Genomic DNA, 15,944 nt, shown 5'->3' with positions numbered 1-15,944 from the left:
GCGCCGAAGCCACGCAGCTTCGGCGCACCCTTGCGTGCGGATTGGCGCGAATGAAGTTTTCGCGCCTCCGCCTTCTCGGTTTCAAGTCCTTCGTCGAGCCGGGCGAGTTCGTCATCGAACGCGGCCTCACCGGTATCGTCGGGCCGAATGGCTGCGGCAAATCCAATCTGGTCGAAGCGTTGCGCTGGGTGATGGGCGAAAGCTCGTACAAGAATATGCGCGCTTCCGGCATGGACGACGTCATCTTCTCTGGCTCCGGCACCAGGCCGGCACGCAACACCGCAGAAGTGACGCTGTTCCTCGACAACAGCGATCGTACCGCACCGCCTTCCTTCAATGACGCCGACGAGTTGCAGGTGTCGCGCCGTATCGAGCGCGAGGCAGGTTCCGTCTATCGCATCAACGGCAAGGAAGCGCGTGCCAAGGACGTGCAGCTTCTGTTCGCCGACCAGTCGACCGGTGCCCGTTCGCCGTCGATGGTGGGGCAGGGGCGCATCGGCGAACTGATCCAGGCAAAGCCGCAGGCGCGCCGCGCATTGCTGGAAGAAGCGGCCGGCATTTCCGGCTTGCACACGCGCCGGCACGAGGCGGAACTGCGCCTGCGCGCCGCCGAGCAGAACCTCGAACGCCTCGACGACGTCGTCGGCGAACTCGAGAGCCAGATCGAGAGCCTGAAGCGCCAGGCGCGCCAGGCTTCGCGCTTCAAGAACCTGTCCGCTGACATCCGCAAGGCGGAAGCCACGTTGCTGCATCTGCGCTGGACGCTGGCCAAGACGCAGGAAGGCGAAGCGCAGTCGGCATTGGCGACGGCGACGGCACTGGTCGGCGACCGGGCGGCTGCCCAGATGGCGGCGGCGAGGGACCAGGCGGTCGGCGCGCACAAATTGCCTGAGATGCGCGATGCCGCTGCGGCGGCGGCCGCGACCTTCCAACGGCTCTCCATTGCCCGTTCGCAGCTCGAGGAAGAGGCCGGGCGCATCAATTCGCGCCAGAGCGAACTCGACCGCCGTCTGCAGCAGCTCGACGCCGACATTGCCCGCGAGCAGCGCATGATCGGCGACAACGCCGCGATCCTGTCGCGCCTCGACGCCGAGGAAAAGTCGCTCAACGACGAGAACGCCGGCGCGACCGACCGCGAGACGGCGACACGCGCTGCCTTCGAAGAGGCGATGGCGACGTTGGCGCTGACCGAGGCGGAACTGGGCCGGGTGACCGCCGAACGCGCCGACGCCGCCGCCGGACGCACCCAGGCCGAGCGCGCGATGCGCGATGCCGCCGAACGCCGCGACCGTTTCGCCCGCCAGTTGGCCGAGCTCGACCGCGAGGCAAGCGAGATTGCCGCCCGCATCTCTGCACTCGCCGATCCGGCGGAAAAGCAGATGCTTGCCGAAGCAGCGCAGGAAGCGCTCGAAGAGGCAGAATTTGCTGCCACCGAGGCCGAACGTGCGGTCACCGAGGCACGGCAGGCGGAAGCTTCGTCGCGCGCGCCGCTGCAAGAAGCCAAGGCCGAACTGGCGCGTATCGAGACCGAAGCGCGCACGCTGGCCAAGATCATCAATGCTGCCTCGGGCGACCTTTTCCCGGCTGTGCTGGAACAGATCGGCGTCGAACGCGGGTTCGAGACGGCTCTCGGCGCTGCCCTTGGCGACGATCTCGAAGCAGCGCTCGACCGTGCTGCGCCCGTCCATTGGGGCGATGCCGAACCGGCGCCGGGCGATCCGAAGCTGCCCGATGGCGCGCGCAGCCTTGCCGAGGTTGTCCGCGCACCGCGCCAGCTGGCGCGACGCCTCGCACAGGTCGGCGTGGTCGATGCCGCCGAGGGCGCAAAGCTGCAGCGGCTTCTGATGCCCGGCCAGCGCCTTGTGAGCCGCGAAGGCGCGCTGTGGCGCTGGGACGGATTGACCGCCAGCGCCGATGCCCCGACCGCGGCAGCACAACGGCTTGCGCAGAAGAACCGGCTTGCCGAACTCGACGCCGAGGCGGTCGAGGCGACACTTTTGGTGCGCAAGGCCGAAGAAGCGCTGGCACGTGCCGAAAATGCGCTACGCGAAAGCACCGAGGCAGAGCGTCAGGCCCGGCAGGCTTGGCGCGAAGCGCAGCACGAGGTGGGGGCGGCCCGCGATGCGCTGGCCCAGGCCGAAAAGGCTGCGGGCGAATTGACCAGCCGCCGTGCCGCGCTCGACGAGGCCCGGGCGCGTGTCGCCGATGCGCATGAAGAGGCGCAAGCGACCTATGTCGAGGCCGAGGAACTGCTTGGCTCGGCACCTGATCTCGCCGACCTGCAGATGCGCCTCGAACAGCTTTCGGGCGCCGTCGCGCGCGATCGCTCGGCGGTGGCCGATGCGCGCGCCGTGCATGACGGGCTCAGCCGCGAGGCCGAGGCCAGGGCGCGCCGGCTTGCGGCGATCGCCGCCGAGCGCCAGAGCTGGGTGCTGCGTGCCGAAAGTGCTGGCGAGCAGATCGAGGCGCTCGCCGAGCGGCGCGAGGAAGCTGCAGCCGAGCGCGAAACGCTGGCCGAAGCGCCGGACGAACTCGACGTCCGCCGCAGGGCGCTGATGTCGGAGCTCGGCCGCGCCGAGGTCTCGCGCAAGGAAGTCTCCGATCGCCTGCAGGAGGCCGAGGCCAGGCAGGCCGTTCTCGACAAGGCGGCGACCGCCGCGATCCAGGGGCTGGCCGAAGCCCGGGAGGCCCGTGCGCGGGCCGAGGAGCGCCTGACCGCCGCCGACGAACGTCGCCGCGAGGTCGAGGCACGCATCCAGGAAGTGCTTGCGACACCGCCCCATCTGGTCCTTCGGCATACCGGTCTCGAAGCCGACAGCCCGATGCCGGACCCGGTTGAGGTCGAGCGCACGCTGGAGCGCCTCAAGATCGAGCGCGAGCGGCTCGGTGCGGTCAACCTGCGGGCCGAGGAAGAGCAGAAGGAACTGTCCGAGCGGCTCGAGGCGATCGTCTCCGAGCGTGAGGATATCATCGAGGCCATCCGCAAGCTGCGCCAGGGTATCCAAGGGCTGAACCGGGAAGGGCGCGAGCGCCTGCTGGCCGCTTTCGATCTCGTCAACGGCCATTTCAAGCGCTTGTTCACCCACCTGTTCGGCGGCGGCACGGCGGAGCTTCAGCTCATCGAATCCGAGGACCCACTCGAAGCCGGTCTCGAAATCCTTGCCCGCCCGCCCGGCAAGAAGCCGCAGACGATGACGCTGTTGTCCGGCGGCGAGCAGGCGCTGACGGCGATGGCCCTGATCTTCGCGGTGTTCCTGACCAATCCGGCGCCGATCTGCGTGCTCGACGAGGTCGATGCGCCGCTCGACGACCACAATGTCGAGCGTTTCTGCAACCTGATGGACGAGATGGCGGCATCGACCGAAACGCGATTTGTCGTCATCACGCACAACCCGATCACCATGGCGCGGATGAATCGCCTGTTCGGCGTGACCATGGCCGAGCAGGGCGTCAGTCAGCTTGTCTCAGTCGACCTCCAGGCCGCCGAGGCCCTGCGCGAGGCGAGCTGACCCGCAACCGGTTCGCGGCCAGCCCATGCGAGCCAATGAGGCTTTCCGGCGCTCCGGGACCGGCTCGGCGAGGCGCGCCTACTGCACTGCAGCTTGCTCGAGCAGATAGGCGATCGCCATGTTGCGTTCATCCTCGTGGAGTATGTCCATGTCGAAGAGCTTCATGCTGCGCAGCCCTTCGATGACGAGGAAAGCCACGAGCAGCTTGGCCGTATCGGGATTTTCGGCCTTGAGGCGGTCGAGCAGATGGCGTTTGAAGTCCCTGACCGGATTGAGGAAATCGGGGTCTTCGGCGAGGGCGGCAAGGACGCCGGCCGCAGAGTGCTGCTTTTGACTGCACTCCTGGGCCGACAGCTCGACATAGGCAGCCAGGCTGCTATTGGCTTCGTCGTCGGACGATTTGGCGCTGAGCGCTTCCTCGAAGGTCTTGAGGTAATCCTGGACCAGGGCCTGCATCAGCTTGGCTTTGGTGGGGAAATTATAGAGCAGCCCGCCCTTCGACACCCCGGCGCGCTGGGCCACCGCATCGAGCGACAGGTTGCCCGGGCCGACAATGTCGGCAAGTTCGGCGGCGGCAGCGAGAATTTTGTCGCGTGAACTAGGTCTGTGGCCCGACATGATGGCGTCTCCGTGAAACTTCACATTATCGTCGATTGACATTACCGTCCAGACGGTACAGTAAGCGCCCCGCACTTGGGTTTTCATATAAACAGGTTCAATGTGCATCGCGGCCCGCCCGGATGCCGATTGGGGATCTCCTTTGATCAAGCGTCTCATCATCGCTCTCGTATTGCTCGTTCTCGTCTGCGGCGGCATCGTTGGATTCAACGTCTTCCGCGACAACGCGATCCAGCAATTCTTCGCCAACATGCCGGTCGCCTCGGTGACCGTGGCGACCGCCAAGGTCGAGCCCGCACCGTGGACGCCCGGCATCGAAACCATCGGCACGGTCAACGCCTCCCAGGGCGTCGATCTGACGGTCGAACAGGCCGGCATCATCAAGGACATCAAGTTCGCGGCCAACCAGCGCGTCAACCAGGGCGACGTGCTGATCCAGCTCGACGATACAGTTCAGCAGGCGGACCTGGCGGCCGCCAAGACCCAGGCGGCGCTCGACCAGCAGTCGCTCGACCGCGCCATCGAGCTGCAGCGTCGCGGCGTCGGCTCCGAAGTCGCTCTCGATGCTGCAAGGGCAGCCGCCTCGACATCGGCATCACAGGTGCAGAAGCTGCAGGCCGTGGTCGACCAGAAGCAGCTGCGTGCGCCGTTCTCCGGCACCATCGGCATTCCGAAGGTGGATGACGGCCAGTATCTGGCGCCGGGCACGATCGTCGCCACGCTCCAGGATCTCGAAACGATGCGCGCCGATTTTTCCGTTCCCGAGCAGCAGCTTGGCCTGTTGAAGATCGGCCAGCCGGTAGGCTTCGGCATTGCCGCCGACGACATGCCGTTCAAGGGCTCGGTGGTTGGTATCGACCCCAAGGTCGATCCGCAGAGCCGCCTGGTCTCGGTCCGCGCCGAAATCACCAATCCGGAAGGCAATCTGAGCCCCGGCCAGTTCGTGCGCGTCCGCGTCGAGCTGCCCGAGGAAGACGGCGTGCTGGCCGTGCCGCAGACCGCGCTGACCACCAGCCTCTATGGCGACTACGTCTATGTCGTTCGTCCGGCCGAGGCCAAGGCGGCCGCAGGCACTGCAGCTTCCGCCGCCGCATCTGCCGCACCCGCCCAGCCGGCGGCGGCTGAGCCGGCTCTTGCCGTCAGGCAGGTGTTCGTCAAGGTCGGCCGCCGCTCCGAAGGCCGCGTCGAGATCACCGAAGGCGTGTCGGCGGGCGACGAACTGGTCATTGCCGGACAGAACAGGCTGACCAACGGCACGCCGGTGAAGATCGACAACACCGTTTCGCCGACAGCCTCGGCCAATGCGAAGGCAACCGCGAAATGAGTTTTTCCGACATCTTCATTCGCCGCCCCGTCCTGTCGACGGTGGTCGCCTTCATGATCCTGCTCCTGGGCTTCCAGGGACTGTTCAACCTGTCGGTTCGGCAGTACCCCGAGGTCGAGGAGACGGTCATTACCATCTCCACCGTCTATCCCGGCGCCAGTGCCGACCTGATCCAGGGCTTCATCACCGCGCCGATCGCCGCCGCGGTGGCGACGACGGAGAACATCGACTACGTCACCTCGCAGAGCCGCCCGTCGTCGAGCACGGTGACCGTGCAGATGGAACTCGGTTCAAACCCTGATACCGCGCTGACCGAGGTCATGTCCAAGGTCCAGCAGGTGCGCGGTCAGCTGCCGAGCGACGCCAAGGACCCGACCATCGTCAAGGGCACGGGTATGCAGTTCGCCATCATGTATCTGGCGATGCAGAACCCGAACATGAGCTCGGAAGAGCTGACCGAATACATCGAGCGCGTCATCCGTCCGCGCATGTCGACCATCGAAGGCGTTGCCGAAGTCCAGGTCCTGGGCGCTGCCAACTATTCGATGCGCGTCTGGATCGACCCCGTGAAGCTCGCCGCGCGCGGCCTCACCGCCGCCGAAGTGCTGCAGGCCATCAACGCCTCCAACTTCCTGTCGGCGCCGGGCAAGACCAAGAACGAATACGTCGCTTACTCGATCACCATGAAGTCGACGCTGCAGACACCGGAGTCTTTCGCCGAACTGCCGCTCAAGTCCGCGAACGGCAACGTCGTCCGGCTGCGCGATGTCGCGCATGTCGAGTTGGCCGCCGAAAGCACCGACACCGTCGTCAATTTCAACGGCGAGCCGGGCACCTTCATCGGCATCTTCCCGACACCTTCGGCCAACCCGCTGAACACGGCAGCAGCCGTCATCGCCGAGCTGCCGGCCATCAGCGCCAGCCTGCCCGAAGGCATGACCATCACCATGGTCTATGATTCGACCGAGACCATCAGCGCCTCGATCGAAGAGGTGTTCAAGACCATCGCCGAAGCCGTCGCCATCGTCATCGTCGTCATCCTGTTGTTCCTCGGCTCGTTCCGTTCGGTGCTGATGCCGGTGGTGACCATTCCGCTGTCGCTGATCGGTGTCTGCTTCATCCTTCTGATGATGGGATATTCGATCAACCTCTTGTCCCTGCTGGCCATGGTGCTGGCGATCGGACTGGTCGTCGACGACGCCATCGTGGTGGTCGAAAATATCCACCGCCACATGGAAGAGGGCATGACGCCGATGCAGGCGGCGTTCAAGGGCATGCGCGAGATCTTCGCGCCGGTGGTCGCCATGACCATCACGCTCGCCGCCGTCTTCGCCCCGCTCGCCTTCACCGGCGGTCTCACCGGTTCGCTGTTCCGCGAATTCGCGGTGACGCTGGCAGGTGCCGTCGTCATCTCCGGCTTTATCGCGGTGACCATCACCCCGATGATGTCGGCGCGTCTGCTGAAGGCCGGCAACCACAGCCGTTTCGCGCAGTTCGTCGACCGCACCTTCGAACGGGTCGCCAACCGTTATGAGCGGTTGGTGGCCGGCTCGCTCAAGTACCGGCCGGTGACGCTGCTGATCGTCATCGCACTGGTTTCGGTGACGGGCTTCATGTTCTTCAAGACGTCGAGCGAACTGGCGCCTGAAGAAGATTCGGGCGCGCTGTTCTCGCTGATCACCGCACCCCGCTATGCGACGACGGAGTACACCAGCCTCTACGCCGACCAGATCCGCGACCTGACCAAGGACCTGCCGGAGCTCAAGGCCAACTTCTCCATCGTTGGCATGGGCGGCGAGACCAATTCGGGCTTCTCGGTCTGGGCGTTCAAGGACTGGGCCGATCGCGACCGGTCGCAGGCCGAGTTGCAGGCCGATATCCAGGGTCGGCTGTCAAAGGTCAGCGGCGTGCAGGCGCTGGTCTTCGCACCACCGTCGCTTCCGGGCGCCGGCGGCGGCTTGCCGATCTCGATGGTCATCCAGTCGACCGGCGATCCGAGCCAGGTCTATGAGGTGGCCGAGCAGATCAAGGAAAAGGCGCAGGCCTCGGGACGCTTCATCGTCGTGCAGAACTCGCTGTCCTTTGACGCGCCGCAGGTCACCGTGACCATCGACCGCGATCGTGCCGCAGCGCTCAACCTGTCCGTCAGCGATGTCGGATCGACGCTGAGCCTCCTGGTCGGCGGCGGCGCGATCGCCGAGTTCGACCGCGATTCCAACAGCTACGACATCATCATGCAGGTGCCGGAGGAGTACCGGAACAATCCGGAGAAGCTCGGCGAGTTCTTCGTTCGCAGCGTCAACGGGCAAATGGTGCCGCTGTCGGCCGTCGTGACGATCAAGACCAACTCGTCGCCGGCTTCTATCGAGCAGTTCAACCAGCTCAATTCGGCGACGATCTCGGCACTGCCGGTGCCCGGTGTGACCACCGGCGACGGCCTGAAGACGATCGAGGACATAGCGCGGCCGTTGCTGCCGGGTGGCTTCTTCGTCGACTACTCCGGCCAGTCGCGCCTGGAAAGCGAGCAGGGCAGCACGATCCTGATCGCCTTCGCACTTGCCATCGTCGTGATCTACCTGGTGCTGGCGGCACAGTTCGAAAGCTTCCGCGACCCGTTCATCATCATGATGTCGGTGCCGCTTTCGATCTTCGGCGCCATCGTACCGCTCAACCTCGGCCTCGGTACGCTCAACATCTACACCCAGGTCGGCCTGATCACGCTGATAGGACTGATCACCAAGCACGGCATCCTGCTGGTCGAATTCGCCAACCAGCAGCGCGAGGAGCATGGCTTGTCGCGCAGCGAGGCGATCATCGCCTCGGCCAAGGTTCGCCTGCGGCCGATCCTGATGACCACGGCCGCGATGGCGCTCGGCGTCGTGCCGCTGATCGTTGCCTCGGGTGCGGGTGCTGCCGCACGCTACTCGATGGGCCTGGTGATCTTCTCGGGCGTGATCGTCGGCACGGTGTTCACGCTGTTCGTGGTGCCGATGTTCTACACCTTCATCTCGCGCAAGGACCTGGCAGCACATGCCGAGTTGCCTGATGCCAAGCAGATGGCCGAAACGGCTCATCACTGAACTGGTGGATGAGACATGCGAAAGGCCCCGGAGCGATCCGGGGCCTTTTCTTATGAGCCCTACGCCGTAGCCGACTTCGTCGAGCAGCAGCGCACGAGCGATGGCTCCGAGACCTTCACCGACTGGGAGCTTCGTATCATCGGTCCCGACGGCGGGTCATGATGGACAAGCAGCGGACGGGCAGTTGGGCCGGTTTCTCGGCACCATGTTGGATCGTCGCGTCGAAGAACAGGCTATCCCCTGGAGACATTCGATAAATACTGGCCCCGTGACGGTACGAGATCTCGCCTTGCAGCAGGTAGAGGAAGACGGTGCCTTGATGGCCGGCCGCCGGAAAGACGTCTGTCTCACAGGTGAGGGAGATCAGATGGGGCTCGACGAGCAGTCCATTGGCGTTGACGTCTGTATGGCCGAGGGGCTTGCACTGCTGTCTGGCAGCCTTGCTGTTCGGAACAGCGTCGCTACCGGCTTTGACGAAGACGGCGGTACATTCAGTTTCGAATCGGCTCACCAGCCAGGTAATGGGCACAGCCAAGCCGCGCGATATCGCCTGCAACGTCGTCAGTGAGGGCGAAATGCCCCCGTTCTCGATCTTGGAGAGCATTCCCACCGACAGGTTCGTGGCCGCCGCCAGGTCGCTCACCTTCATACCGTGCCTGGTTCGGAAGGCGCGAACCTCACGACCGATTGCCGTATGCAACAGTGGTTCCCTGGCTCGCTTCACTTTGGGATCTGGATCGATGGTGCTGGGGATTGCGTGAGGCGGGTGATCCGTCATGTGAACGGACCACCCGAGGCCCGGGATCAATATCCTCCGCGCCGTGCCGGCATCACTATCGTCTTGGTTAGAACGTAGTGAAGGATCGCTGCCACCAGACAGGCAGGAACGGACGCACTGATCCAGACGAATGGACCATGCGCGGCAAGCGACTGGGGATCGAACAACGCGTAGTAGACGAGGCCTCCGCCCACCAGAGCCAGGAACGAAGCCGGATTGATGCCGCGCCAGAAGGCGTAGTCGGAATCGGCACCGTCGTTGAAGACGTCGCACTGCTTGATCCGGCCTCGCCGCAGGACCAGATAGTCCATCGCCGTCACGCCGGAGAGTGGCGCAAAGACAAGGGCTGTCCAGGCGAGGAACGTGAAAAAGTTGTCGTAGATCTCGCCCGGGAAGAAGGTGATGACGATCGCCGGCACAAACAGCGCACCGGTCAGCAGTCCCCATGGCAGGGCTTCGAAATAGCGTCCGCCAGCCTGCCGCATGGCGAGGCACATGCCGTAGAAGATGCTGACGATGGCGGTGATGTTTGCCAGTCCGACGAACAGCAGCGCGGTCACTCCGACAAAGGCTCCGCCGAGCGGGATCATCCAGGCGGTCGGGTCAGATGACCCGAGGCTGAGCGCGGCAAACAACCCGACAGTTTCGCCGAGAACAGACGCAGCAAAGACGCCGATCAGATTGGGCCAAAGTGCTGCGCGGGGTGTACGCGTGAAGCGCGTGATGTTGCCCAGAACCGGCCACCAGCCAAAACCGCCAGCCAGATTGAACTCGACCGCGATCATGAAGTTGAGCCTGTGGTCGTCAAACGGTGCAAGAGGAGCGGCACTGCTGATGTCGCTCCAGCTCTTGTGGCTGAAGATGAGAAACAGGATGCCGAAGCACAAGATGAGCTTGCCAGGGCCGACAAAGCGGTTGAGCCATTTGACGGCAGTCGGGCCTTTCCACAGCAATAGCCACGAGATTGCGATCGCGAGGATCGCGAACAGCGTGACCCCGAGGTCGTTTTCGTCGATATGCGTGCCGCCGACCTGGTTCATGGCGCCGCTGATCGCGCGCCCGAACATGATCGACAGGATTGCCGACCAGCCGACGCCGTAGATGGCCAGGAAAATCCCGACCAGGATCAGGATGCCGATAGGCCCGAAGACGCTGCGCATCAGTGTGAATTGTTCGATCCCGAACTTTCCGGTCGATATGCAGACGCTGACGGCCATGATCGACATGCCGATGACGTTGCCGATGATGATGGCGTAGATGCCGTCGCGGGCACCTACAACCAGGGCTGTGGTGCCGCCAAACAAGAATGCCCAAGTGGCGATGGCGAGGCCGATACTGATCCAGGAATGATCGAGGAAGCCGATCTCGCGTTCTTCTTTCAGCACTGGTAGCGTGCCGAAGGCGGAGCTTGCGCCGGTGAAATTGGGTTGGGACGCCATCAGTTACCCCCGATCCACATGGCGATCGCGACGACGAGGATAAAGGAGTTGACGGCGAACCACATGCCGATTTCGCGGCCCGATATGTCGGTTCGCGCCGGATCCTCATAGTTCGGATCGGCAATGATGTTCAGTCGCCTGTTCAATTCCCGACGTATTTCATTGTCGGGGCTCGTTGCAGCTATAGTCATTTCATCCTCCTCCAAAGATTAAATGAACACCGATCGGGGCGTTGATTGTCCTTCAACGCCCCGGGTTGGCATCGTCCTGTTTTCCTGGCAGTCCGGAATCATCGCGGCTTCCCCCGCGGGCAAAAGTTTCGCCCGACGCATTGGTTCTGTTGAGGACCGGGAAGCTCGCAAGGGGTTCTCCTGTCTGATCGACCCCAGGTTCCATCGGATTGTCGGATGTGCGGCGCGCTCGTTGTCTTGTCGCATAGGGTCGCTGCCCATCACGCCATAACGTTGCGGCAGTTTGAATTCCGTGTCAAACAATTTTCCTGACACAATTGTAAAAATAGTAGCGAGTTCGCACGTATCAAGACGAAAGGCATATGCCCTTGAACGCTCTAATGCGGGCAGGATACTTTAAAAAATCTGAAAATAAATACATATATAACAATTAGTTAAAGGAAGATTGTGCGTGTTTTCGCCGCTGCGGATGAGGCGATTGGCGGCCGCGTGTAGCAGGTGTGATTTTCGAACGGAGTTGCAAAGTGGTTGAAAACTGATGTTGACAGTGATATCAAAGCTACGTAGCGTCAAGCTCGAAAGTGCAGTCGAGTACCAGTGCCCTCGACACCTGAAGCGGCAGTCTGGCCTTACTTCAGGTGCTGAACCGACGCAGTCGCGTCGCGCTTCTCCGGCAGTGCTCAAGTCAGGAAATCATCCATGGAATCTGCCGCTCTCATCCATCTCAAAGATCGCGTGAAATCAGTCAAACGGGCCACGACCCGCCTCTACCGCAATCCAGGCGTCCGGGCAGAGTCGTTGCTGGAGGCGGCGCTGGAATGCTTCGCCGATGAAGATTACGGGAGAGTAACGATCCCGCTAATCGCTAAGAAGATGGGTGTTGCTCACTCGCTCATCTATTATTACTTCAAGAACAAGGAATCGCTGTACCAGTCTTCCGTGCTTCACGTGCTTCACGCGCTTGACCGAATGATGACCCGCTATAGCGAGCTCGTCGCGCAACATGAAAGTCCGGCCGAACGGCTGAGCGCCTGTCTGGACCTCAATGTCGAGATGTCGGAGACGCTGCGTAGCCTCGCGCGCATCATGTTCGTCAATGCCTGTGGCCCCAAGGACTCCGGTCCCAAGTTCATCGACAGCTTCGTCGAGGATTACTACGAGTCTGAGAAGAGGCTTTTCGCCGATTGCATCCACACAGGCGTCGAGGCGGGCATTTTTTCCTGCCCGGATCCTGATGAGATGGCGGCGTTCATTTCGCGCAACATCGACGGTATCTACTTCGGCTGCTTCATGCCGCATGGAACTCCGATCCCGGCTGCGATGCGTTACCTCAAGGGGGTGATCTGGGGGTTGCTTGATTATGCCGGCGACCCGTCCGCCAAAAGCCCCTCCACAAGCAAGAGCGGGAGATAGCCATGTGCCAGGTATGCGGCTGCGGGCCTGAGAACATTCGCATTGACGGCAAGAGCGGCGGGGGTGACCACGAGCACCTGCATGCCCATCACCATGATGATGACGATCATCATCATCACCATGATGGGCACCATCACCACGACCACGATGACGGACATCATCACCACCACCACGGCGACGCCCACGGTCACGTTCATGGCGACGGCGACATGCATGAGCACCGGCATTCCGTTGCTGGGGCGGGTCCTGGTGATCTGCATTTCGGCAAGGATGCCGCCAAGACCCATGTTCCGGGCATGAGCCAGAAGCGGCTGGTGCAGATCGAGCAGGATATCCTGGCCAAGAACGGCATGTTTGCCGACGACGTCCGCGACGAACTCAGCGCGCATGGCGTGCTTGCGCTCAACCTGATCGCCAGCCCCGGGGCGGGCAAGACCACTTTGCTGGTCGAGACCTTGCAGCGGTTGAAGGGCACCTTCCCGACCTGGGTGATCGAAGGCGATCAGGAGACGACCAATGATGCCGATCGCATTCGTGCGACGGACACCCAGGCGGTGCAGATCAATACCGGCAAGGGCTGCCACCTCGATGCCGACATGATCCAGCGTGCGCTCGCTTCGCTTTCGCTACGGCAGGGCGGCGTTCTGTTCATCGAAAATGTCGGTAATCTTGCCTGCCCGGCCGGCTTCGACCTTGGCGAAGCCCACAAGGTGGTCATTCTGTCTGTCACCGAAGGCGATGACAAACCGGTCAAATATCCCGAGGCGTTCGCCGCGGCCGACCTTCTGGTCATCTCGAAGTCGGACCTGGCACCCTACTGCGATTTCGACATCGAGGCCTGTGTTGCCCGTGCCCGCGAGGTGAACCCGGCGATCGAAAGCATCGTCGTTTCGGCGCGTGATGGCACCGGGATGACGGAATGGCTGGAGTGGATCGTCCGCGCCCGTCAGCAGCAGCTGCAGGACCTCGCACGAGACCTGCAGGCACGGGTGGACTCCATCTGCAACACGCTGCACGCATGAGGTTGTGTCATGCATGAGCTCACCATCGCCTCAAGCCTGATCGACCTTGCCAGCGATCACGCCGCGCGCAACGGCCGGGCCCGGGTCATCGGAATGCATGTGCGCCTCGGAGTCATGTGCGGCATCGCCCGCTCGCTCTATTTCTGCTTCGGCCCGGCGACGCGCGGCACGCTTTGTGAAGGTGCCAAGCTGCACATCGAGGAAGTGCCGCTGACCATATTCTGCGAGCACTGCGCCGAGGTGCGGTCGCCGCTCTCGCTTTCCAATCTTCGTTGCCCCGACTGCGGGAGGCCTTCACGCAAGGTGCTGTCCGGGCGCGAGATGGAGCTTATCCACATCGAGCTTGAGGAAGAAGCGCAGCACCCTGCGGCCCAGGCTCGGCAAGCACTTCAGTAGTTATCTGTTGGGAGGAACAGCATGCTTGATCGAAAAACAGAGACAGCAAAGTGGCAATTCACGCCACATCAACATCGCGGCCCCGCCGAGCAGTTCGGCGAGAATGACCACATCTACTCGCCGAAGCTGCACAATGGTTCGTTCAAATCCAGGGGGCTCGCCACCTTTATGGGCGCGCCCTATTGCCCGCCGGATCGCCACAAGATCCGCGAGATGGGTGCCAAGATATGCTTCCTGGCCGTGCCGTGGGACCAGGGCCAGATCGTGCGCGCCGGCGCCTCGCAAGGCGCCGCGGGGCTGCGCGACGCGACGACGCAGTATTTTCCCTACATGTTCGAATACGACGTCGACCTGCTGAGCTTTTTCCGTGTCGTCGACTGCGGCGACGTGCCGACCGTGCCGGGCAACAACATCAAGTCGCAGGAATATACCGCCGACTACGTCACCGAGTGCCTCGAAGGCGGCGCCAAGGTGATCCTGTTCGGCGGCGATCACTCCCTGCCGATCCCCGGCGCCAAGGCGCTGTCGCGTTTCACCGGCAGCGGCAAGATGGGCTATCTGCATGTCGATTGCCATCTCGACGCCGGACCCGACTGGGCCGGCAACCTGATCACCAACTGCTCCGGCGCGCCGCGCGCGCTCGACCTGCCCAATTGCAACGCCAGGAACATGGCGCATATGGGGTCGCGCAACAGCCTCAATCCCAAGGACTGGTGGGACTTCTACGTCGACAACGAGATCCGCGTTGTGACCATGCCCGAGATGATCGAGCGCGGGCTGGAAGTGTGCGCCAACGAGATCTTCGAACGGGTGAAGAAGGACACCGACTCGCTGTACTTCACCTGGGACACGGACTCGATCGACATCAGTTGCATGCCCGCCAACTCCGCGCCGGAATGCTACGGCCTGAAAGGGCGCGAAGTGATCCAGCTTGCGCGCATCGCTGGCCGCCACGGCTGCGACATTCTCGATATCGTCGAGCTCTGCCCGGACTTCGATCCGAGCCAGATCAGCGTCAAGATGACGGTCAACATGATCTACCACTATCTCGGCTCGCGTGCCCAGACCCTGCGCCAGCAGGGCAAGCAACCGTAAGAATTCTCAGGGAGGAGATTAAGTCATGAACCCAGCAAAATCCTATGCCCATCTGTTCTCGCCGCTTGGCGGCGACGCCGGCGACAACTACCGGGCGCCCGGCCTGATCACGTTCCTGCGTTCGGCTCACGTGCCGCTGAATGCCGAAGCGCTGAAGGCCTGCGGTGCGAAATACGCCTTCGTCGGCGTGCCGTTCGACGAGGGTAACATCGGCAAGCCCGGCTCGGAGGATGCTCCGCGCGAGTTCCGCCTCATCACGCAGGAGTATTTTTCCTACTGGTTCGAATACAATGTCGACCTGCATGGCAAGGCTGTCGATTGCGGCGACGTTTCGATGCCGAAGGTCAGCCCCGAGGTGGCCCATGAGCGCATCTATCGTGCGGTCCGCGAAGTGCTGAAGTCCGGGCTCATCCCGATCATCTGCGGCGGCGACCGCTCGATTTCGATCACTGCGGCGCGGGCGCTGTCCGACCATATCGGCCCGCAAAAGAAGATGGGCTACATGCATTTCGGCGCGCAGCTCGACATGGCCGACAGCTGGGCCGGCGAGCGCAATCTCGCCCCGTGCGCCATGGCGCGCATCACCGAACTGCCCAATCTCGACATCAGGAATGTCGCGCATCTGGGCGCCCGCAACGCCATGAACCCGAAGGACCATATCGACCTCTCGAAGGAGAGAGGCCTTCAGTACGACTCGATGTTCGACCTGTTCGACGCGGGCATCTACCCGCTGGTCGAGCGTTCGATCGACCGGGTCTGGAGCGGCACCGACGCGCAGTACCTCGGCTTCAATTTCAACGTCATGGATTCGTCGACGGCACCCGGCGTCACTTCGACGGAACCGGGCGGCCTCGAGTCGCGTGAGATGATGCGGATTGTCGACATGATCGCCAAGCGTGGCGGTGTCAGCGTCATCGATCTCACCGAGCTATGCCCGATCTTCGACATCAGCGGCACGGCGGCCCGCCTGGCGGCGTGCGTGATCATGCGCCTGATGGCTTCGCTGGCAGCACAGGATGGCGACGTCATCGACGACAAGCTGCGCCGCACCGATCTGGTCGCCGCCGAATAGACAGCCA

14 protein-coding genes are annotated in these 15,944 nt (G+C 63.0%); 9 read left to right on the top strand and 5 right to left on the bottom strand.

Going from position 1 to position 15,944, the window contains the following annotated elements; all coding sequences use genetic code 11:
• Positions 1-50: 50 nt before the first annotated feature.
• Positions 51-3,509, top strand: coding sequence for a chromosome segregation protein SMC (gene smc / locus O1Y97_RS21210; protein ID WP_267322169.1), 3,459 nt, complete (start codon positions 51-53; stop codon positions 3,507-3,509).
• 78 nt (positions 3,510-3,587) lie between these two features.
• Here the strand turns inward: smc and O1Y97_RS21205 are convergent, their stop codons facing one another.
• The gene (locus tag O1Y97_RS21205; protein ID WP_263007851.1) at positions 3,588-4,127 is read right to left on the bottom strand and encodes a TetR/AcrR family transcriptional regulator; all 540 of its coding nucleotides are present in this window, start codon (positions 4,125-4,127) and stop codon (positions 3,588-3,590) included.
• A gap of 142 nt (positions 4,128-4,269) precedes the next feature.
• Here O1Y97_RS21205 and O1Y97_RS21200 point away from each other — a divergent pair, with 142 nt between their 5' ends.
• The 3 genes from O1Y97_RS21200 to O1Y97_RS21190 are packed head-to-tail and all read left to right on the top strand — an operon-like array spanning position 4,270 to position 8,693.
• Positions 4,270-5,451 carry an efflux RND transporter periplasmic adaptor subunit gene (locus O1Y97_RS21200; RefSeq protein ID WP_263007842.1) on the top strand — a complete coding sequence of 394 codons (1,182 nt, stop codon included), beginning with the start codon at positions 4,270-4,272 and terminating at the stop codon, positions 5,449-5,451.
• A complete protein-coding gene (locus O1Y97_RS21195) occupies positions 5,448-8,531 on the top strand; it encodes an efflux RND transporter permease subunit (RefSeq protein WP_263007841.1) in 3,084 nt (1,027 codons plus the stop codon). The genes O1Y97_RS21200 and O1Y97_RS21195 overlap by 4 nt, the downstream gene beginning before the upstream one ends.
• A 15-nt stretch (positions 8,532-8,546) precedes the next feature.
• Positions 8,547-8,693 (top strand): hypothetical protein, encoded by a 147-nt coding sequence (locus O1Y97_RS21190; RefSeq protein WP_263007840.1) that lies wholly within the window; start codon positions 8,547-8,549, stop codon positions 8,691-8,693.
• Here the strand turns inward: O1Y97_RS21190 and O1Y97_RS21185 are convergent.
• The 3 genes from O1Y97_RS21185 to O1Y97_RS21175 are packed head-to-tail and all read right to left on the bottom strand — an operon-like array spanning position 8,668 to position 10,939.
• Positions 8,668-9,309 carry a helix-turn-helix domain-containing protein gene (locus O1Y97_RS21185; protein ID WP_267322170.1) on the bottom strand — a complete coding sequence of 214 codons (642 nt, stop codon included), beginning with the start codon at positions 9,307-9,309 and terminating at the stop codon, positions 8,668-8,670. The two genes, O1Y97_RS21190 and O1Y97_RS21185, sit on opposite strands and share 26 nt — an antisense overlap.
• Positions 9,310-9,335: 26 nt before the next feature.
• Positions 9,336-10,748 (bottom strand): purine-cytosine permease family protein, encoded by a 1,413-nt coding sequence (locus O1Y97_RS21180; protein ID WP_318762267.1) that lies wholly within the window; start codon positions 10,746-10,748, stop codon positions 9,336-9,338.
• Positions 10,748-10,939, bottom strand: a complete 192-nt coding sequence (locus tag O1Y97_RS21175) for a hypothetical protein (RefSeq protein WP_263007837.1) — start codon at positions 10,937-10,939, stop codon at positions 10,748-10,750. The genes O1Y97_RS21180 and O1Y97_RS21175 overlap by 1 nt, the downstream gene beginning before the upstream one ends.
• Positions 10,940-11,638: 699 nt before the next feature.
• Here O1Y97_RS21175 and O1Y97_RS21170 point away from each other — a divergent pair.
• Positions 11,639-12,352 carry a TetR/AcrR family transcriptional regulator gene (locus O1Y97_RS21170; RefSeq protein ID WP_267322172.1) on the top strand — a complete coding sequence of 238 codons (714 nt, stop codon included), beginning with the start codon at positions 11,639-11,641 and terminating at the stop codon, positions 12,350-12,352.
• Here O1Y97_RS21170 and O1Y97_RS21165 read toward each other — a convergent pair.
• On the bottom strand, positions 12,298-12,573 hold the full coding sequence (locus O1Y97_RS21165; protein WP_263007835.1) for a hypothetical protein: 276 nt from the start codon (positions 12,571-12,573) through the stop codon (positions 12,298-12,300). The two genes, O1Y97_RS21170 and O1Y97_RS21165, sit on opposite strands and share 55 nt — an antisense overlap.
• On the opposite strand from O1Y97_RS21165, the gene hypB reads away from it, so the two are divergent.
• Genes hypB through O1Y97_RS21145 form a run of 4 tightly spaced genes read left to right on the top strand, consistent with a single transcriptional unit; the run spans position 12,562 to position 15,937 of the window.
• Positions 12,562-13,374 (top strand): hydrogenase nickel incorporation protein HypB, encoded by an 813-nt coding sequence (gene hypB / locus O1Y97_RS21160; protein WP_263007834.1) that lies wholly within the window; start codon positions 12,562-12,564, stop codon positions 13,372-13,374. The two genes, O1Y97_RS21165 and hypB, sit on opposite strands and share 12 nt — an antisense overlap.
• Before the next feature lie 9 nt (positions 13,375-13,383).
• Positions 13,384-13,770: a hydrogenase maturation nickel metallochaperone HypA/HybF gene (locus tag O1Y97_RS21155; protein ID WP_254300334.1), complete on the top strand. Its 387-nt coding sequence runs from the start codon at positions 13,384-13,386 to the stop codon at positions 13,768-13,770.
• A gap of 21 nt (positions 13,771-13,791) precedes the next feature.
• Positions 13,792-14,865, top strand: a complete 1,074-nt coding sequence (locus O1Y97_RS21150) for an agmatinase family protein (RefSeq protein WP_318762266.1) — start codon at positions 13,792-13,794, stop codon at positions 14,863-14,865.
• A gap of 25 nt (positions 14,866-14,890) precedes the next feature.
• Positions 14,891-15,937, top strand: coding sequence for an arginase family protein (locus O1Y97_RS21145; RefSeq protein ID WP_254300332.1), 1,047 nt, complete (start codon positions 14,891-14,893; stop codon positions 15,935-15,937).
• Positions 15,938-15,944: the final 7 nt, after the last annotated feature.

The sequence above is a fragment of the Aminobacter niigataensis genome (assembly GCF_946995915.1).
Classification (GTDB): Bacteria; Pseudomonadota; Alphaproteobacteria; order Rhizobiales; family Rhizobiaceae; genus Aminobacter; species Aminobacter niigataensis.
The sequence above is the reverse complement of the archived record's forward strand: the minus strand, read 5'-3'. Positions and strand labels throughout refer to the sequence as shown.